Genomic DNA, 19,767 nt, shown 5'->3' on the forward strand with positions numbered 1-19,767 from the left:
TGGTTCAAACTCTCCCTTTAATGCTGAATCAGCAAACAAGAAAACCCGCTGCCAACCAGCGGGTTTTTATTACTGGCGCTTCCAGCGGCATCGGCCTGGCGCTGGCACGCCATTACCTCAGGCAGGGTGCAACCGTGGGCATTACGGGACGCAGGCTGGCACCATTGGAAGCGCTGGCTGCCGAGTTTCCTGCCAAGCAGTGCTCCATTTACCAAGCGGATGTGCGTGACGCCAAAGCCATGCAAGCCAGTGCACAGGCTTTTATTCAGACAGTAGGTGTGCCGCATATCGTCATCGCCAATGCAGGCGTAAGCTGCGGCACGCTGACCGCCGAAGCAGAAGATATTGCAGCTTTCCATACCGTGTTCGAAATCAACGTCTTCGGCATGGTGCATACCTTCCAACCGTTTATTGCTGTCATGCGCGGATCAGGTACGCCCGGCCAACTGGTAGGCATTGCCAGTGTGGCAGGTATACGTGGGTTGCCTGGCGCCGGCGCCTACAGCGCCTCCAAGTCGGCCGCGATTACCTATCTCGAAAGCCTGCGCACCGAAATGCAGCATTACGGCATTGCCGTCACCACCATCGCTCCCGGATACATCCGAACTCCCATGACGGATGTAAATAATTACCGCATGCCTTTCCTGATGGATGTGGAAATCGCTGCAGCCAGGTTTGCCGACGCCATCGCCAAGCGCAAGCGCTTTATGATCATTCCCTGGCAAATGGGCTGGGTGGCGCGCATATTGCGCATCATTCCGCGCTGGCTGTGGGACAGGCTTACCCGCAATGCCCCGCGCAAGCCCAGAACTATCAGTTAAAACCCGCCAGACATGTTGATGCATCACTGCATTACACATATGTTGCCGCCGCATCAAAAATTCATCCATACACTCTCAATTATCAGTTTCCTACTGCCGTTAATGTAATGTAGGCATCGTCCTACAGACGCAAGCAGCAGTGCAGGTATTGGCAGTCCAATTAATAAAAACACATTTTCTTGCAACATAACCTCATGTCGCTCTCGACCTCCCGCATCGGTGTTGCCGACATAAGAATAAATTGCTTAAGCAAATAATAAGAAGGAGATTTTCAATGTCGTTTTCCCGCCTGACAGTAGCAAGACGCCTATATGTAGGGTTTGGCCTGATCCTGCTGGTATTGGTCGTGGTGACGGGTATCGCCATCGTGAAGGCCAGCATTATCAATAGCGCATTGCGGGCGAATAGCGACCAGCATGTATTGATACAGCGTTATGCCATCAACTTCCGTGGCTCGGCGCATGACCGTTCGATCGCCGTACGCGATGTCGTGCTGAGCAAGACACCTGCCGAGCGCCAAAAGGAAATCTCGACCATCAATGCTCTGGCCGCTTTCTATGCGGAAGCAGCAACCCCATTGGAGAAACTCATCGCATCACGCGGCGCCGCCCCCGAACTGGTCAAGCTCTATGACGATATCCGCCAGATCGAAGCCCAGGCGGTGGCCACAACGCAATCCATCATAGCGCTGGCAGAGGCCGGAGATGCCTCTGCAGGCGAATCATTATGGACCCTGGCCAAGCCTCAATATGTGCAATGGCTGGCAGCCATCAACAAGCTGATCGACTTCGAGGAAGCGCGTATCCAGGCGGAGAACAAGACCGCCCTTGAACAGGCGGCAGGCTTCCTGACCGTGATGCTGACAGCACTGGTCCTGGCATTGCTGCTGAGCGGCATGGTGGCCTGGTTGGTGTCACGGAGCATACTGGACCAGCTGGGTGCTGAGCCGAATGCACTTGCCGAAGTGGCAGGCCATGTGGCTAACGGTGACCTGAGTCCCGTACCGGGTTCAAGCCGGGCGAAATCCGGTAGCGTGCTTGCATCGCTGGGCGCGATGCAGGCAAGCCTGGCCACCGTGGTAGATAAAGTACGCCGGGCTTCCGATATCATGACAACAGGTTCAATGGAAATTGCCAACGGCAATTCAGGCCTGCTGCAACGTACCGAGGAGCAGGCTGCCAATCTGCAACAGACCAGGTCTTCAATGGAACAGATGACCGACACCGTCAAGAACAATGCCGATTCCGCACGGCAAGCAACACAATTGGCAGCATCCGCCAGCACTGCAGCAGAAAAAGGGGGCGTAGTAGTCGGCCAAGTCGTCACCACCATGAACGATATCACCGATAGTTCACGCAAGATTGCCGACATTATCAGCGTCATTGACGGCATCGCGTTCCAGACCAATATCCTGGCATTGAATGCCGCAGTGGAAGCAGCACGAGCCGGAGAACAGGGCCGGGGATTCGCCGTAGTGGCGAGCGAAGTGCGTAACCTGGCACAACGCAGTGCGGTCGCGGCGAAGGAGATCAAGACGTTGATTGACAGCAGTGTATCGAAGGTTGAGGAAGGTTCACGCCTCGTGGGAGATGCGGGTACAACCATGACCGATATCATGACGCAGGTGCAACGCGTAGCCAGCCTCATCAACGAGATCAGCACTGCCACCATCGAGCAAACCGACGGCATTGCGCAAGTAGGCGATGCCATCGCTCACCTGGACCAGTCCACGCAACAAAATGCCTCGCTGGCCGAGCAGAGTGCGATGGCAGCAGACAGCCTCAAGGAGCAGGCAGCTCACCTGTCCGAGGTGGTAAGCGTTTTCAAACTGGATCGACGCATCGCATAGCGCATACGCCGTTGCCGAACGAAAGCAACAGAGCGAGGTATCGGAGGCCGGATATTGTGATCTTTGAAATAATCGAGTGCGGCGTAATACTCCATTTAGGTTGATATTGCTCTGCATCGGCAAGGGCAGGCCGGGAGTGAGCATGGACAGAAAAAACCGGCGGATATTTTTGCCAATTTAATCCATGGATTGGATGTCTGGCAGAACAGAGGAAAGAGCGTTAAAAGCGCTGACTGCTACACTCGGATACGAGCAAAGACAAGATTTACTTTAGCATTTGCTAGTCAGCCTGCTTCCCCGACCTCTTGCCAGAAGCGGAAGCAAACACCTGTCAGATGGGCAAGACGCGCTCAATCCGCCGAGTCGGCAGACCGCAAGGCAATATTCAGTTGGTCAATCATTTCTGCCCAGTCTGCATCCTTCAACAATTCTTCACGCAAGAAGGTTGCCTGGGCGGTTGTCCAGAAAGGTGCGTCAGGCAAGGCAACATCATGTGGCAATGGAGAATGCGTCGCCAGGAAATGGCTGATACCTTGTTCGTCAGCAGGCAGGCCAAGCTGGGCAAACAGCTCGGAGAAGCGGTGAAAGGTCTGGCTCATGACTGGCTCCTACTCTGGAAGATGTGCAAATTGCACAGAAGATCAAGGACTAGGCCATTTAAGCACAGCCCGCAATACCATTCAACAACATGGCGTGAACTGTGTGCCTTGATCAAATCCCCTTGATGTCTTTCCAGTCGATTTCTATGACTTGCCCCGGCCCCGCATCGATCAGGATGTAGAACTCGCCTTGAGGACGCTTGAAGCGGATGCGGGAATGGTCGTCCAGCTTGCCGGAAAACTGCATGTTTTCATCGTAGTCGATCACTTCCACCAGCGCGTTCAGCAGCGGATGGCCATCGGATTCGCCGCCCTCGCAGACGATTTCCCTGGCTTCCGTCCAGCATTTGCCTATTGGGATATGCACGCCGTGCGCCCATGCTGCTGAACTACCGAACAGTGCCAGCAGCATGATGACACGGGAAATGAAGGTGTTGACAACTTGCATGCTATCTCTTCCCCTTGATGAACATTGCCGTAGCGGGAGATAGCCGCTCGATATCGAACGCCTGGTGATACACCTCGCCGTTCTTGCTTTCCACCGTCAGCCAGATCTGGTCTTCCAGCGTGGCAGCGGGAGGAATGTAAATGGCCACTTCCCTTGTCCACCTTGCACCCTGGAACGCCAGGCCTGCAGCGCGCAGGGAACGCGGCTTGCGTATCTTGAGATAGGCGGCGCGGATTTCGCCATCGCAGGCTTCGCAGAAGCGCAGATGGAATTCCTTGACCGGCGTCTTGCCGGCAAAAAACTCCGGGCCATCCTGGTTTTCCTCGGCGATCACGAACGTCCAGGGGCCGATCTTGCCATGGATGGCGTCCTCGCGCAGCACGGCCTGCTCCGACATTTTCCAGGCGTTGAACGCCACCCATGCCGGCAGGGCAATCAACGCCAGGACCAGCAAGGCCCGCAAAGGCAAGGGCAGGACTGTATCCCGCAATGGCGGCAGCGGCTTTTCCTTGCGCGGCGCATGCCTTGGCTGCAAAGGCCACCAGGGCAGCATGAACGCGATCAATACGCCCGCCACGCTCAGCCAGCCGAGCAGCACGACCGGGCCGATATTCCAGTGCCATCCTGCCACGCCGCATGCCAATGCGGTTGCCAGCAGGCTCCAGCCCAGCCAGTACACCCGCTTGCGCTGCCCTGCGGTCAGTGCGCGCCCGGTCAGCTCCCTGCCGTGCTTCTCCATGCTGGCGGCCAGCGCGGCAAAGCCTGCCAGGGCGAACAGCAGCACGGCGACATGGTATGCGGTCATGCGGCGCCTCCCGGCATCAATAGCCAGCAAGCCAGCGAAATCACGGCCAGGGGAACCAGCAGGCCGATCCAGGCCCGCGTCGCACTGCGTGCATGAAACACCCAGATGACGATGCCCGCGTAGACGGCAAAGCTCAACATGGTGGAAGCCAGCACTGCCTCGGCCCTGGGGACCGGCAGCAACAGCGCGAACAATATGGATACCGCGGAAGCCAGGGCATAGCCAGCGACGACCGCGGCTGCTATGCGCGAGGCGACCGCCAGGCGGTAACGCGCCGTTTCGCTCATGCCTTGCCCTCCTGCGTGAGCCACCTCTTCTTGAGTTTATGGGCAATATAGGCGAAGGCGGCGGCAAACGCCAGCATGGTCAGGTCGAAGCCCGCCAGCACCCAGTCGCCATGGGGCAGGGTGACGCCCAGGTGCTTGTCGGTGGTGAGGAAATTCAGCACGGGGATCAGGCCGAACGCCGCCACGGCGATATATAGGCTTTCCAGCCAGGAACGCTTGAGCGGGCGCAGGCCGGCATAGATGAACATCCAGCCCCAGGCGGCAAACAGGCAATGCATTTCCCATTCGCCGCGGTCCGCCATTTCTATCGGCAGCAGGCGGTTGGCCCAAAAGTAGGCGGCCACGGCCACCGGCAGGCCGACGATGGTGCCGACGTTGAGCACTTCCACCAGACGGTGGCCCAAGCCCGGCGTGACGCCGTGCTTGCCAAGGTAGTTGTTGCGGCGCTTCACCGTCCACAACACGAGGCCGGTGCCTATCATCGCGCAGCCGAGCACGCCGGAGAGGAAATACAGCCAGCGCAGCCACCACCCGGCAAAATGTCCTTCATGCAAGGCCAGCATGACGTTGCGCGTCAGCATGGAGGCATTGGTCTCATTGTCGAATTCCACCGGCTCGCCCGTCACCGCGCTGAAGCGTAGCTTGGGCGGAAAGCCGCGGTTGAGCGTGGTGGAGTAATCGCCGATGATGTCCACATACGGCCCTTCGGCGGCCGGGTGGCGCAACATCACCGTGGCGACGGGCACCTTGCCCCATGCCGCCTGGGCCGTCGCGATCATGTCCTCCACGGAAGCGGCAGGACGCTTCACCGGTTCAAAGACTTTATCCACCGGGTCGCGCTTGAACAATTCATCGTACAGCTGCCGCAAATGTTTTTCTGAAGAGCCGTAGACGACATTCTTGACGACCGGCATGTATTGGAAGGTGTAAAACACCAATCCGCTGTAGGTGATCATGAGGAAGAACGGCAATGCCATGACGCTCACCAGGTTGTGCGCGTCCAGCCAGCTGCGCTGGCCCTTGCCCGGGCGGAAGGTGAAGAAGTCCGTGAAAATCTTCTTGTGCGTGATCACGCCGCTGATGATCGCCAGCAGCATGAACATGGTGCATACGCCGACAATACGGAACGCCACGTCGTAATCGATGTAATGCAATGCGTAGTGCATTTCGTACAGCTCCCAGCCGCCGCCTGTTTCACGGCCTTCCACAGGCTGGTCCGGCACGCCGGTCACCGGGTCGAAATTCTCGTTGCCGCGCCGTCCGCGCTCCAGCCCCGGGCGGGGCATGTCTTCCCAGGCGATACCGGCTTCGCGGTCCGTGCGTTCGGCCAGCCCGCGATGCGGCAAGGTGATGCTCCACATCCTGGCATCGGGCGCCACCTGCTCGAGCCGGCCGAAGGCCAGGTCCAGCACTTGCGCCGGCGGCACCTCGACCACTTTCTTGGGCAAGGGCAGTTCCGGCTGCATCCAGCGCGTAATTTCGGCATTCACATAGCCTGTCGTCCCGGTCACGAATACGAAAAACAACACCCAGCCGACCAGCAGGCCAACCCAGGTGTGCAGCCAGGCCATGCTCTGGCGAAAACCTTCTTTCACGACAAATCCTTGCTCGATTCAATCAAAAGGCGGATAGGGCACTAGGCCATGTCCGCCTTCAATAATAGAAAATTGATGAGATTGTATATCATTCACACCAACTACCTGCACCGAGGATGCGCTAAACAATCCCCCTCTATTAGTAATGACACTTGAGAATCAAAAAAGGACACCCTGACATGCAAAATTATTTTTGGCGGGCGGTCTGCGCCCATCCTTTAGGCAACTGCCACTTGATGGCGGGGCATAAAGGATTGGAATTCTTCCTTGATGACAACATCCCTCATCCCTGAGAATTAAATAGTGCTCGCGAGGGATGAGGGATGAGAGATGCTTGAAGATGATAGGCTTAGAAACTACCGCGCAAGGTCAGCATGAAGTTACGCGGCTCGCCAAAGTAAGTCTGTCTTGTCCACCCTTCGACCTTGGAGAAATACTTCTTGTCGAACAGGTTATTGCCAGTCAGGCTAAGGTCCCAATGCGGATTGATGTGGTACGCCACTTGCAGGGATGCCAGCGTATAACCGCCTTGTTTCCAGGTTGTGTCGCCATCGACCGCATAGACGCCACTATTGATATTGAGCCCGCCCCCTATGCTCCATCCCTGGGCGGTATCCCCACTGAGCTTGTACTTGCTCCATAGTTTGAACAGATGTTTGGGATTGTTGGGGGCAAATCTGGCTCCTTGCAGCGTTTCTTCTGCATCGAGGTATTTTGTGTCGGTATAAGCATAACCTGCCATCAAATCCAACTTCGGCATCACGCGTCCGCTGATCTCGCTTTCAAAACCCTGGCTGCGGACTTTGCCGGAGGCCAGCGAGAAATCCGGGTTACTCGGATCGCTGACGGGACGGTTTTCATCAATGATGCGGAATATGGCGGCGTGCATGTTCAGGCGCCCCTCATCGAACTCGCCTTTGATGCCTAGCTCTGCTTGCTTGCCGACCCGGGGTTTCAATATGCTGAAATCCGCTTTCTGTGCAGTTTGCGGTACGAATATGTCGCTGTAACTGCCATAAACCGAGAACTGCTGGTTCACATCGACAATCAGGCCGGTATAGGGCGTGAATTTCTGCGTGATATTGTCGTGGGCAAGCGGGTTGTTCTTGTCTTCCGTCTTCCAGTTGCTGAGCCTGCCGCCCAACACCAGCTTGGTGTTCTCCAGCACTTGCAGGATTGCGCGTCCATAAATGCCGGTCTGGGTAGTCTTGGTGATACTGGGGTCATCAAAAACGAAATCAGGCTTGGCAATATCGTTATCGGGGTCGAAAATGTTCTGTGTCGGCCCGCCGGCGTATGCATAGTTGGTTGAGAACCGGTAAATACGCGAGTTGATGCCCAGCATGAATTGATGCTCGCTGCCCATCAGCTCCAACGGCTTGCTGACGTAGGCATCCATGCCATAATCATGAGCACGCGTCTTGGCACTCAAAGAGCGGGTGGCAAAATTGCCAGTAGTACGGTCGATGTATCCATTGCCATTGATGAACTCCACATCCATGTCTCTGTCCAGGGCGCTCAACCTGAGCTTGGCTTCCCCGCCGGTTTCGAATTTACGCTCAAGTTCCACAAAGTAACTTTTACTGTGTTCGGTCTTGTTGTCCCAGCGGGCACCGATAAAGGTCGAGCGGCTGATATCAGGCAAGCCTCCATCTGGGTATGTTGGCAACCCGATGGTAGGCACGACATCCATGTTTTGGATCGTCACACCTGCCGACACAGTGGTATTGGGTGCCAAGTCATACTCCAGGGTGCCGTAGAGCAAGGGTTTGCGCGAATTGACATGATCAATGAACGATCCACGATCATCATAAGCAGCCACCAGCCTCCCTCGCAACCTGCCTTCGCCATCCAGCGCGCCTGTGATGTCAAACTCGCCGCGGTAGGTATCCCAGGAGCCAGCCAGAAAATTTGTCTTGATTGCAAAATTAGACAATGCCCGTTTCCGCACCAGGTTAATCGTACCTCCTGGTTCTCCAGCCCCTTGCAGTAAGCCTGCCGCACCGCGCAACACCTCGACTCGGTCATAGGTGGCAAGATCATAACTGCTGTTACCCCACGTCCCCTGGTCTGTGTTGACCGCGATGCCATCCACCTGCAATGCCTGGATTTGATAGCCACGCATCATGAAGGCATTGGTGCCGCTGCCATAACTCACTACCGTCACGCCAGACGTCTGCTCCATGGCTTCCGCTACAGTGGTCATGTTTTGATCCTCAATCCGTTGGCGCGTGACAATACTGATGGATTGGGGAATATCACGCAGGCGCTGTGCTCCCTTGCCAATGGCAACCCGGTTGGATGTATAGGATCTGCTGTTTTCGGTCGTAATATCCGCTTCATTTCTTGTGGTCACAGCCACTTCCGGCAAAACATCAGCATCCCTCTGCACGCTGGTCAAGGTGACCTTCTTCAATGTATATCCGCCATCTGCGGCAGGAATCGCTTGCAGGCCTGTATCACGCAGCAAGGCGTCGAACCCTTGTTTGATGGTATAGCTGCCCTTGAGACCGTTGCTGGTCTTGCCTGCGGTCAGCGCTGGGTCAAATGAAAGCACGACGCCGGCAGCCTGGGCGAAATTGTTGAGTACGCTGGTCAGTGAACCGGCGGGAATATCGTATGCATGTTGGCTTTCCGCTTGGCTGCCGGTGTCGGCCTTCGCCGATTGCGGTATGTAAAAAAACGTGACGGATGAAAATGCCAGCAGCATGCGCAAGGCGATGGCCAAAGGCTTCTGCTTGAGGTGGAATGACTGCATTGAAATAAGGCTCCCTGAATGTTGTATTCACTATCGATGACGCACCAGTCAGGAAGAGGGACAGTGAATCCCGGATATTTTTACTTCGCAGGTTTGACGACGGTCAGCCAAGGCGTGTATTGCATCATGACAACGGGGGTTGTATCTGCGAGCACCTTGAGGGTATGGGCGGTATCATCCAGCGCGAATACGCCGGAAACATGGACGTTGCCAATTGCCTCGTCGTTGAAGTAGAGATGCCCGCGATGGTAGCGCTGCAACTCCTTCAGCAACAATGGCAGCGGCATGTCGTCCGCCACCAGCTTGAAGCGCGTCCAGGCGGTTTCGGCCTGGATGTCGACCTGGGCCTTGGTGAGCGCCAGGCCGCGTTGCAGGCGGGCCGACTCGCCAGGCTGCAGGGTCACGCACTCTGACTGCAAGCCGCAGGCCTCGACACTGGACTCGATGACAGTGACCTGCGTCACTTTCTTCTGCCGCCTGACGGCATATTGCGTGCCCAGCGCCCGCGCCGCTCCTTCTGCGGTTTCGACGATGAACGGCCGCTGCTTGTCCTTGGCCACTTCCACCAGTATCTTGCCTTGCAGCAATTCTATCCGGCGCTGCCCGTGACTGAAATCCACATTCACCGCACTGTGGGTATCCAGCGTCACCCGGCTGCTGTCCGCCAACCGGATCACGCGCTGCTCGCCGATGCCGGTGTTGTAATCCGCCCTCATGACGCGGGCAGGCTGGGTCTGCGACGCCAGGCCAGCCGCCAGAATGACTACCAGCAATGACAATATCCTGATGGCCGTTTTCATACGTTTGCGACGCGCCGGCCTGAGCACTGCCTCCAGCACAGTCTTGCCTGGCCCATCCTGCACCTCGTCAAAACCCGACCAGAGCTTTTCCATACGGGCATAGGCTGCTGCATGGCTCGCATCTGCCTGGCGCCATTGTTCAAACTCTTTATGCTCTGCCTCATTGGCATCACCAGAGTGGATATGTGCATGCCAATTGGCAGCCTGCTCGATGATGCTGGAAGGAAGATGGGAAGCGGAATCCTGCATGATGTTCAGGCACCCTCGGCATAGGCAATGTCATGGCAATGCACCATTGCCGCGGCGATATATTGCTTGACCATGCTGCCAGACACCCCGAGCACCTCGCCGATCTCAGGATAAGTGAGATTTTCGAAACGGCTCAGCATAAACGCCTGGCGCGGTTTCTCAGGCATGCTTTCGAGCATGGTTGCAACCAGGGTTAGGGTTTCCACAATAGTGAGATGCTGCTCGGGCGAGATGGCATGGACTCCGTCCTGAGCCAGTGCCAAGGCTTCGATATAAGCTTGTTCAACCTTCTGCCGTCGCACCTGGTCGATGATCAGCCGGGTTGCCGTTGTTGTCAGATAAGCACGCGGCGTCCTCAACGCAGCAAGATCCACGCGCGATGCCGACAGCAGGCGGCAGAACGTCTCCTGTGTCAAATCAGCCGCCTGGAAATGGCAACCCAATTTGTGGCGCAACCAGTTCTGCAACCAGCCTTGATGGTCGAGATAGAGGTTGCGCAGCAGTTCTGTCTGGGAAGGAAGATTTGCTGAAGACATAGCAGCGAAACTACAATCAGTAAATAGTAATAGTTCTCATTTTATTCTATGAAACATATCTTAAGCAATAGAAAAACTGCCATCTCATTCTATGTAGGATGGTAGGCCATGGCTGATTTAATATTTAGTATGCCCTGACCAGCAAAAAGAAGGCCAGCAATCAATGCCAGCCTCTGGAATGACATTATTGGCGGAGAAAGTAAGAGTGCCAAGAATGTATAACCGCTATCGTGTGTTAAATAAGAATCATTGTCAACATTATTCGCAACAATGTTGACTTCATATCTCTGCGTAGTCACCAAATCATCATTTGGTCACAATAAAAATGTCATGTTCCCATTGCAAAATGGCACCAAGTAGCGTGGGTTATATCAACATTCCCCCCGAAGGCTAAAGATCACTCCCGCTACCAGGCCCTGTTCAAACAGGGCCTTCTTACTTGGCAGCAGGTTAGAAATTGCCGCGCAGTGTCAGCATGACGCTTTGCGGTTCGCCATAAAAGGTTTGCAATGCGTCAAGATAGTAACGCTTGTCGAAGAGATTGTTGATATTCAACGCTGCCGACCAGTGCTCATCTATCCTGTAACTCGCCTGCGCACTCCAGACCGCATATCCACTCTGCTTACGCCTGACATTATCTGGCGTTGTTGTAAATGAAGTTTCACTCTGCGATACCACCCCCTCGCCAATCGATACGCGCTCCAGCTCGCCCGGCAGCCTGTAAGTATTGTTATGGTCCCCATTCAAGCGCGCGGCTGCTATCACCCGCTGTGACATATTTGGCTGAATTGAAGGTATAGCCTGCGAAACTTGCCAGCCCGGCAAATAGTCAGCCATAGTGATCACTTGAGCCTGACCAAGCCCGGACGATCTCGGTGGAATAGACACTCGACTGCTTGAACAGGGATACTCAACTCAGGCTGATATAAAGAGAAGCTTCCTGTTGTGCCTGCACATGGCCCCGGTGTGCCGCGCAGCGCAGCCACCAGCGTCCCACGGAGAGGCTGGCGATGTCTCCCTGGCCCAATAGGAGCCCGGCGTATGCATAGGCATCATGCTCATCGCCCTGTTGCGCGCATTTGTGCAAGGCTTCCATGCCCACTTGGCGCAAAGCCGGGTGAGGGTGCTTGAGCAAGTTGGCCGCCATGGTACGGGAAAATGCCAGGTGCGCATTTTCAAGCGCTTCTCGCATCCAATGGCGTGCATTTTCCGCCTGGCCGCGCTCCGCCAGCATGAGGGCATAGTTGTATTGCCCGCGGAAATCGCCTGCCTCGGCCGAACGGCGGTAATAGTCAAAGGCTTTTTCCTGGTCCTGCGCTCCCAGCCAGCCTTCCTCGAAGAACCTGCCGACCACGCCCAGCGACTTGGCGTGCCCCAATTCGGCAGCTTTGTGATACCAGTCGAACGCCTGCTGCTCATTTTTCTCCACGCCCAACCCATGCAACAATAGGTTGGCATAGTTGTACATGCCCCAATCCAGCCCCTGGTTGGCTGACATGCGGAACCAGTACACAGCGCAAGCGTGATCCACCGGACCGCCCCAGCCCTGGTCGTAGGCGCGCCCGAGCATGTTCATTCCGAGCAGATGGCCTGCTTCCGCGGCCTTGCGGAACCAGATTCTGGCCTGCCTGGGGTCTGGCTCCAGGCCATGCCCGTCAAGATAAGCCTGCCCGAGCAGCGCCTGCGCCTCTGGCTCCCCTTGTTCAGCCAACGCCCGTATCCATTGCACGGCCTCGCGCGGATCGCCCGCGAGACGGCGCTTCAGCTCTTCCGCACTGATGTTGTTCAGGTGTTCAGGGGTAATGGATTGGGCGCTGCTGGCAGACATGCTGAGTGAGAACAGGAATTAATCAGGAGGTGACTATACACCAAATCCTGCCCAACGATCCTGTCCAATGCCGTCAACACGCACGCCCTGTGTTACAGCTCTTGACATTGAACGGTTTCCTATTGCGAGCGTTGCCAGCCTCCGCCCAAGGCGCGGTAAAGATCGACCGCGGCTTGCAGGCGTTGCTGGCGCAGCTGCAGATCCAGGTCCTGTGCCGTGAACAAGGTGCGTTGCGTATCGAGCATGGTCAGCATGGTTTCCGCGCCCGCCTGGTAACGAGACTGGGCGAGGGCAAAGGCACGCTCGGCATTCTCCAGCGCCAGGGTTTGTGCGGTGGCCTGTTGTTCCAGCCCGGCAATCCGGTTGAGCGCCGCCTCGACGTCGCCCAGCGCGGCAATGATGGCTTGGCGGTAATTCGCCAGCAGCTCCTTGCGGCGCGCAATCGCAAAGTCGCGTTGTGCCGCCAAACGGCCGGCATTGAAGATGGGAGCCGTCAGCCCGGCCGCCAGGTTGTACAACGGCGCATCGAAGAAGTCACGCAAGTGCTCACTATGGCTGGAGAACCCGCCCGTCAGGCGGATGCTGGGCAGCATGGCGGCGCGCGCCACCTGGATGTCGGCATCGGCGGCGAGCAGCATGGCCTCGGCCAAGGCGATGTCCGGCCGGCGGACCAATAGTTCGGAGGGCACGCCTGCGTCAACCACCGGCAGTTGCAATTGGCGCACGCTGTTCTCCATGAGCTGCAACTCTCCCACTGGCATTGACGCCAAGGTTGCCAGGGCAGCCTCGGCATTGCCTTGCTGTTGCCGCAGCAAGGCCACGGTACGGCGCTGGCTTGCCACCAGGCCCTGCTGCTGGGCCTGCTCGATAGCGGTAGCGGCCCCTGCACGGTAGCGCGACTCGACCAGGGCCAATACCCGCTCGGCGTTCTCCAGGTTGCGCCTGGCAATGCCCACTCTTTCGGCCAGGCCGACTGCCTCCACCCAGGTCATGGCGACGTTGGCGCCTAGCGTCACCCGTATGCTGTCGCGATCGAACTCGGTGGCGCGGAGATTGCTCAACGCTCCCTGGTAGGCGGCGCGGTTCTTGCCCCAGAAGTCGATTTCGTAACTCGCGAGCAAACCTGCGGAATAGGCGCTCAGGCGGTTGGCATCGCTGCTTCCCCCCAGCCGCTGCTGGCGGCCGATATTGCCTGCGGTGGAGACTTCCGGCAGCAGGGGCGCCCCGGCCACCACGGTCAAATGCTGGGCCTGCTCGACACGCGCAACGGCAGCCGCAATATCGTAGCTGTCCAGTTGCGCCTGCTGCACCATGCCCGCAAGCGCATTGCTGCCGAATGACTGCCACCAGTCGCCATCCCGCGCCTGGGCCGCTTCAAGCTCAATGCTGGACGCGTTATTGCGCCATTGCGCTGGCAGGTTGCGCAGGCCGTCCTGCGCCTGCAATTGCGGCGGTTTGACATGGGTACAGGCAGGCAATAGCAACAGCAGGAATAAACGCAGGACTTTCATGTCACTCACTGGCAAGGGCGACCACCGGGTCAAGCTTGGCGGCCTGGCGCGCAGGCATGAAACCAAAGACCAGCCCGGTAACCACGGAACAGAAGAAAGCACCGATGATGGCGCTCAGGGAAAAGATCACGGGCATGCCCCAGAACACCAGGATGATGCCTATCGCCAGGCCGAACACCACCCCGGTGACGCCTCCTACCGTGGTGACCAGCACCGCCTCGGTGAGGAATTGCTGCAGGATGTCGCGCTGGCGCGCGCCGGTCGCCATGCGGATGCCGATCTCGCGCGTGCGCTCCCGCACTGTCATCAGCATCACGTTCATCACGCCTATGCCGCCGACACCTAGCGAAATGACGGCAATCAGGGCCAGCATCATGCTCATGCTGTCCTGTGTCTTGGCCTGGGCGGCAATCCAGGCAGCCGCGTTCTGCAGGCCGTAATCCCGGACTTGGTGCCGGGAAAATAGTAAATCATCCACGGCTTTTGCCGCTGCATCCACCTGCTTCATGTCGCCCACTTCCAGGGTGACATAGGAAGGGTCGCGCTCGCCAAACACCCGCATGCTGGCGGTGGAATAGGGAATGACAACCAAGTCGTCGTCGCTCTGGTCGCCCGTCACGGCGCCTTTTGAACCCAGCACCCCGATCACCTGGAACGGCACGTTGCCGATCAGGATAGTCCCGCCCACCGGGTTTTCCACGTCCGGCATCAGGTTCTGCGCCAGGCGCGGGCCGATGACCGCCACCGTCGCCATGCGCTGGTCATCCTCTTCGGTAAAGAAAGACCCATTGACCACCGGCCAGTTCAACATGCGCGACATGGCCGCGCCCGACCCCTTGATGCGGGTCTGCACATCCTCGTTGCCATAGCGTACGACCTTGCTGCCGGAGAGGTTGGGCAATACATAGGTGATCTGCGGTAGCTCGCCCAGCGCTTCAAGGTCGGCAGTGTTGATGCCGCGGCCCGGCACGCGCGAACTTTCAGGCTTGGAGTTCACGTAGATATGATTGGTGCCAAAGGCGCCCAATTCCGCCACCACGCGCTCCTTGGTACCCATGCCCACTGCCATCATCACGATCACCGAGGCCACGCCGATGATGATGCCGAGCAAGGTCAGCGCCGTGCGAAAGCGATTGACCCACATCACGCGCCAGGCCGCCCGGCATGCCTCCAGGATGTCGCCGCGCCACTGCACCTGGCCGGCATCCGCTTCCAGCCTGAACTCAGGCGCCGCATCACCCGCGGCACGTTGCACGGACCCGGTATCGCTGATGACGTGGCCATCGCGGATCTCTATGACGCGCCGCGCATTGGCTGCCACGTCGCGGTCATGGGTAATGAGGATGATGGTATGGCCTGCATCTGCCAGCTCGTTGAGCAGGCGCATGACTTCCTCGCCGCTGCGCGAGTCGAGCGCGCCGGTCGGCTCATCGGCCAGGATAATGCGGCCGCCGTTCATGAGCGCCCGCGCAATCGACACGCGCTGCTGCTGGCCGCCGGACAGTTGCTTGGGGCGATAGTGCAGCCGCTCCGCCAGCCCCAGGCGGCCAAGCAATGCCCGGGCACGCTCCGCCCGCTCGTGTTCCGGCATGCCGGCATAGAGCGCCGGGATTTCCACGTTTTCCTGCGCGGTCTCGGTCGCGATCAGGTGGTAGCCCTGGAAGACGAAGCCAAAGGCTTCCCGGCGCAGCCATGCCAGCTCGTCCGCGTCCATCTCCGCCACATTGCGCCCGGAAAAACGGTGCTGGCCCGAGCTGGGCTTATCCAGGCAGCCCAGGATATTCATGAGGGTAGACTTGCCAGAGCCGGAAGCGCCGACGATCGCCACGAACTCGCCCGCATGGATATCCAGTGAAATGCCGTGCAGGATATCCACCCGGGGCTTGTCCCCGCCGCCGTAGTGCTTGCGGATGTCCACCAGCGAGATCAGGGGCTGGCGGTCACTCAAAACTGGAATCTCCAGGGGCTGGGCTTGGGCGCCTTGTCCGCCGTGATCAATCGCTCGCCCTCCGAGAGGCCGGACAGCACTTCGGCGCGCAATCGCGTGCGTACGCCTGTCGTGACGCCATGCCACACCACCTTGCCGTCCCCGCTCAGCACGCGCACCTTGTGCTTGCCAGCCTTGGCATCGACTTCCGTGAGCGCCACGACCGGCACGGTGAGAACCTGTCTGGCCGCTGCCACCACGAAAGAGGTTTGCGCGGTCATCTGCGGCATCAGCTCGCCATCGCTGTTGTCAACATCGAACAGCACGGTGTAGAGCACGACCTTGTTGCTGCTCGGCATTTGCGTGGCGGTAGCGCTCGCCCCCTCTGGTTTGGGCGGCGCCGGTAGCACCTGGCGCACCCTGCTGCTCCAGCGGCGCTCGTCCCCGCCCAGGGTCTTGAAATAGACTTGCATGCCAGGCTTGACATGCCGCACATCGGCTTCGGAAACGTCTGTCCATACGGTCATGGTGGACAGATCGGCAATCCGCAGCAGGGTAGGGGTCTGGTAGGTGGCATTGAGGGTCTGCCCGGTCTTGGCCTCGATGGATACCACCGTTCCAGACATGGGGGCATAAATCTTGGTGAAGCCGAGCAGGGCTTCATTCCCCTGCAGGGTCGATTGGGTCTGGTCTATCTGCGCCTTGAGGTTGTTGACCCTCGCCGCCGCGGTTTTCAGGGCAGCCTGCGCCTGCTGCACCTCCTCGGTACGCGTCGAGCCGTCCGCCTGCATCTGCTGCTGGCGCTCATGCTGCTGGCTGGCCAGCACGTATTGCGCCTCCTGCTCCTGCAGCTGGGCCTGCAATCCGGCCAGGGCGGCACGCCCGGCATCGACGGTCGCCTGCGGCACGCGCGGATCGATCTCGGCCAATAGCTGGCCTTTCTCGACCGTATCGCCAGGCTGCACATGCAAGGCCAGGATCTGGCCGGATACCTGCGCGCCGACATCGACATAACTGAGCGGCTGCAAGGTGCCGATGGCCGTGACGTTGTGCTCGATATCCCCGCGTTTGACCAGCTCGATCTCGAAAGCATCAGCCGGGTCCTGGCCGCGTGCCAGCCAGACTGCGCCAACCACCGCCAGCACGACAGCCAGCAGTGCGATCCTCCCCCGGCTCATCTAGCGCTCGACCTCGAAGCTCAATGTCGCAGTATGCCGTACATCATCATACTTGGTGCCCTGGTAGGTCATGCTGCCATTGACGCGCGCAGTGACTTCAAGGATATAGATGCCCTGGAACGGGGTGGTGATCGTCACCGTGCCATCTTCCGACGGATTGAGGGTGCGGATCCAGCCCTCGCTGGTGCTGACATTGACCTGCGAGGCCGCGACCGCGTTTCCCTTCCATACCAGCCTGAAGGTGTTGCCGTTGGCTTCGGTCGGCACCAGCTCGAGGTCATTCACGGCCTTGGTTTCACTGCGACCGAATTTTGCCTGGTAGAAATGCAGCACCTTGTCCTGGCCCACCGCTTGCGCCGTCAGCCTGATATCGCCACTGGCCGGTGCCATCACCTGCACGCGATCGGCCTCAACCTTGGCTGCCAGCTCCTTGCCGTCAGCCAGCAGCCCCCGAAGGGCGGTCAAGCCGGCAGGATCGAGCCGCGCGGACTCGTAAAGCCCCAGGTAGGCTTTCGCGCCGCCCTCGTCCGGTTCCAGCCAGAGATAATTTGCACCCGCACTGAAGCTCGTGAGCAATGCTATCGCAGCGATGGTCCAGCGGGCAGCCAGGGATTGTCTTGTTCTCATGTGTTTTCCATTCTCGTTATTGCGTGAGTAAAAATGCGCTCTCACTAGTAATGACACGCGAGAATGAAAAAAGGACACCCTTGAATAGCAAATTTCATGAAATTGGGATGAAAAGCATTGTTGAGCGCCATAAAAAAACGGGGCCCGAAGCCCCGTTCATTTTGCATGCTAAAAGCGTCTATGCTTAATAGACATCGCGCAGATAGCGTTTTTCGCGTTTAAGCTGGTTAACGTAATTGACTGCCGCCTCTGCGTCCAGGCCACCATGTTTGGCAATCACGTCATGTAGCGCCTGGTCTACATCCTTGGCCATGCGGCTGGCATCGCCACACACATAGAAATGACCGCCTTCCTGCAACCAGGCAAACAGCTCCTTGCCATTTTCCTTCATGCGCGTCTGCACATAGATTTTCTCAGCCTGATCGCGTGAAAACGCCAGATCCAGGCGGCTCAATACGCCCTCCTTCATCATGCCGGTCAGCTCATCTTCATAGATGAAATCGCTGGCACGCTTTTGGTCACCAAAGAACAGCCAGTTGCGCCCATTTGCCCCTGATTCACGGCGCTCCTGCAGGAAAGCGCGGAACGGGGCAATCCCGGTGCCAGGACCCACCATGATGACAGGGACACTCTTGTCAGCCGGGACACGGAATGACTTGTTGGTCGTGACGAAAATACCGGCCTGATCACCTTCAGCAACACGATCTGCCAGGTAGGTTGAACACACCCCTCCACGCAGGCGCTCGCCGGAGCGATAACGCACGCTGGCAACAGTCAGGTGTACGCGACCCGGATTGGCCAAAGCACTGGAGGAGATCGAATATGCACGGTGTTGCAGCGGTTTCAGCAGGCTGACGAAGTCGTCCACTTCCAGCGCCAGCCCTGGATTGAGTTGCAGCAGGTCCAGCGTATCCTTGCCCCACAGCCAGTTTTCCAGGGCTTCTTTATCACCGCTGCGGACGATATTGCTCAAGTCTTCATTGCCAGCGTGTTGCTCAACCGCAGCAATCAGCTCGCGGGAGGGCGTGGAAATTTCGAATGAGCGGGTCAACAACTCTCCCAATGGCTTGTCCTGTCTGGCAACCGCCTTATCCGCGGCAACACCAAGATGGTTCAGGATCAGTCCGACCAGTGCAGGATCATTCTCCGGCACAACATTGAGCGCATCTCCGGCTTCATAAATGAGTCCGCTATCACCAAGGTCAAATTCATAATGGCGGATTTCCTTGGCTGAATCGTTGCCAGAAAGGCGGCGGTTCACTGCCAGGGTAGAGGCATAAGGATTCTTGCGGTTATATGCAGAAACAACAGGAGCAGCCTCTTCTGCAGCGGGCGCAGCAGCCACTTCGTCAGGGCCGCCTTCCACTTCCGCAAACAGGGGCATTGCAGCGTCTATCCAGCCAGTGGCGGGTTCTTCAAAATCCACATCACAGTCGACGCGGGCCAGCAAACGCTTGGCACCCAGTTGCTCAAGGCGCATGTCAATCAGCTTGCCGGCTTCACAAAATCCGTCGTAACCGGTATCGCCTATCGCCAGCACACCAAATGTCATCTCTTCCATCCGCGCCACGGTTGGAGATGAGATCTCCTCCCAGAACAGTTCGGCGTTATCAGGCATTTCACCTTCGCCGTAAGTGGAGGTCACGATCATGACGCGGCGCATGGCGGCAAATGCTTCCAGCTCAACCTCATCCAGTGATTTCACCACTGGCTCCAAACCGTGGCTCTTGGCAGTGGCAGCAGCAGTGCGGGCAAGCCCTTCTGCATTACCGGTCTGTGATCCATAGAGGATATACACAGGCGGTTTGGCACGGGCAGTGCCAGCAGCAGGATCACTGGCTAATAAGCGGGAGTTCATGCCAGCCATGAATCCGGCCAGCCAGGCTTTCTGGTCTGTATTGAAAGGTGAGTCTTCGGGAATGTATGGAATCTTCATTATTCAGTCGTTA

Annotated in this window: 17 protein-coding genes; 2 read left to right on the top strand and 15 right to left on the bottom strand. The window is 57.9% G+C overall.

Annotated elements, in window-relative coordinates:
• Positions 1–20: 20 nt before the first annotated feature.
• Both LG200_RS13390 and LG200_RS13395 read left to right on the top strand, forming a co-directional pair.
• Positions 21–821, top strand: coding sequence for an SDR family oxidoreductase (locus LG200_RS13390; RefSeq protein WP_226758126.1), 801 nt, complete (start codon positions 21–23; stop codon positions 819–821).
• A 274-nt stretch (positions 822–1,095) separates the two neighbouring features.
• Complete coding sequence (locus LG200_RS13395; RefSeq protein WP_226758127.1) at positions 1,096–2,670, top strand: methyl-accepting chemotaxis protein; 1,575 nt, start codon at positions 1,096–1,098, stop codon at positions 2,668–2,670.
• Between the two features lie 350 nt (positions 2,671–3,020).
• Here LG200_RS13395 and LG200_RS13400 read toward each other — a convergent pair whose 3' ends face one another.
• From LG200_RS13400 to LG200_RS13470, 15 genes are all read right to left on the bottom strand, one after another.
• Positions 3,021–3,269 (bottom strand): DUF2789 domain-containing protein, encoded by a 249-nt coding sequence (locus LG200_RS13400; protein ID WP_226758128.1) that lies wholly within the window; start codon positions 3,267–3,269, stop codon positions 3,021–3,023.
• A gap of 112 nt (positions 3,270–3,381) precedes the next feature.
• Positions 3,382–3,717: a hypothetical protein gene (locus LG200_RS13405; protein WP_226758129.1), complete on the bottom strand. Its 336-nt coding sequence runs from the start codon at positions 3,715–3,717 to the stop codon at positions 3,382–3,384.
• A 1-nt stretch (position 3,718) separates the two neighbouring features.
• On the bottom strand, positions 3,719–4,522 hold the full coding sequence (locus LG200_RS13410) for a DUF3325 domain-containing protein (protein ID WP_226758130.1): 804 nt from the start codon (positions 4,520–4,522) through the stop codon (positions 3,719–3,721).
• Complete coding sequence (locus tag LG200_RS14225; RefSeq protein WP_404809813.1) at positions 4,519–4,809, bottom strand: DUF3649 domain-containing protein; 291 nt, start codon at positions 4,807–4,809, stop codon at positions 4,519–4,521. The genes LG200_RS13410 and LG200_RS14225 overlap by 4 nt, the downstream gene beginning before the upstream one ends.
• Positions 4,806–6,404, bottom strand: a complete 1,599-nt coding sequence (locus tag LG200_RS13420) for a PepSY-associated TM helix domain-containing protein (protein ID WP_226758131.1) — start codon at positions 6,402–6,404, stop codon at positions 4,806–4,808. The genes LG200_RS14225 and LG200_RS13420 overlap by 4 nt, the downstream gene beginning before the upstream one ends.
• A gap of 349 nt (positions 6,405–6,753) precedes the next feature.
• Positions 6,754–9,162, bottom strand: a complete 2,409-nt coding sequence (locus LG200_RS13425; protein WP_226758132.1) for a TonB-dependent siderophore receptor — start codon at positions 9,160–9,162, stop codon at positions 6,754–6,756.
• 80 nt (positions 9,163–9,242) lie between these two features.
• Positions 9,243–10,211 carry a FecR family protein gene (locus tag LG200_RS13430; protein WP_226758133.1) on the bottom strand — a complete coding sequence of 323 codons (969 nt, stop codon included), beginning with the start codon at positions 10,209–10,211 and terminating at the stop codon, positions 9,243–9,245.
• 5 nt (positions 10,212–10,216) lie between these two features.
• Positions 10,217–10,747: a sigma-70 family RNA polymerase sigma factor gene (locus LG200_RS13435; protein WP_226758134.1), complete on the bottom strand. Its 531-nt coding sequence runs from the start codon at positions 10,745–10,747 to the stop codon at positions 10,217–10,219.
• Between the two features lie 450 nt (positions 10,748–11,197).
• Positions 11,198–11,494: a TonB-dependent receptor domain-containing protein gene (locus tag LG200_RS13440; RefSeq protein ID WP_226758135.1), complete on the bottom strand. Its 297-nt coding sequence runs from the start codon at positions 11,492–11,494 to the stop codon at positions 11,198–11,200.
• Positions 11,495–11,657: 163 nt separating this feature from the next.
• Entirely contained in the window at positions 11,658–12,575 is a 918-nt protein-coding gene (locus LG200_RS13445; protein WP_226758136.1) for a tetratricopeptide repeat protein, read from the bottom strand.
• A 119-nt stretch (positions 12,576–12,694) separates the two neighbouring features.
• Positions 12,695–14,119 carry an efflux transporter outer membrane subunit gene (locus tag LG200_RS13450; protein ID WP_226758137.1) on the bottom strand — a complete coding sequence of 475 codons (1,425 nt, stop codon included), beginning with the start codon at positions 14,117–14,119 and terminating at the stop codon, positions 12,695–12,697.
• Positions 14,088–16,034 (bottom strand): MacB family efflux pump subunit, encoded by a 1,947-nt coding sequence (locus LG200_RS13455; RefSeq protein ID WP_226758138.1) that lies wholly within the window; start codon positions 16,032–16,034, stop codon positions 14,088–14,090. The genes LG200_RS13450 and LG200_RS13455 overlap by 32 nt, the downstream gene beginning before the upstream one ends.
• The gene (locus tag LG200_RS13460) at positions 16,031–17,191 is read right to left on the bottom strand and encodes an efflux RND transporter periplasmic adaptor subunit (RefSeq protein ID WP_226758139.1); all 1,161 of its coding nucleotides are present in this window, start codon (positions 17,189–17,191) and stop codon (positions 16,031–16,033) included. The genes LG200_RS13455 and LG200_RS13460 overlap by 4 nt, the downstream gene beginning before the upstream one ends.
• Positions 17,192–17,875, bottom strand: coding sequence for a hypothetical protein (locus LG200_RS13465; protein ID WP_226758140.1), 684 nt, complete (start codon positions 17,873–17,875; stop codon positions 17,192–17,194). It lies immediately after the preceding gene.
• A gap of 127 nt (positions 17,876–18,002) precedes the next feature.
• Positions 18,003–19,754, bottom strand: coding sequence for a sulfite reductase subunit alpha (locus tag LG200_RS13470; protein ID WP_226758141.1), 1,752 nt, complete (start codon positions 19,752–19,754; stop codon positions 18,003–18,005).
• Positions 19,755–19,767 lie beyond the last annotated feature (13 nt).

The organism is Methylobacillus caricis (genome assembly GCF_020532705.1).
GTDB lineage: Bacteria > Pseudomonadota > Gammaproteobacteria > Burkholderiales > Methylophilaceae > Methylobacillus > Methylobacillus caricis.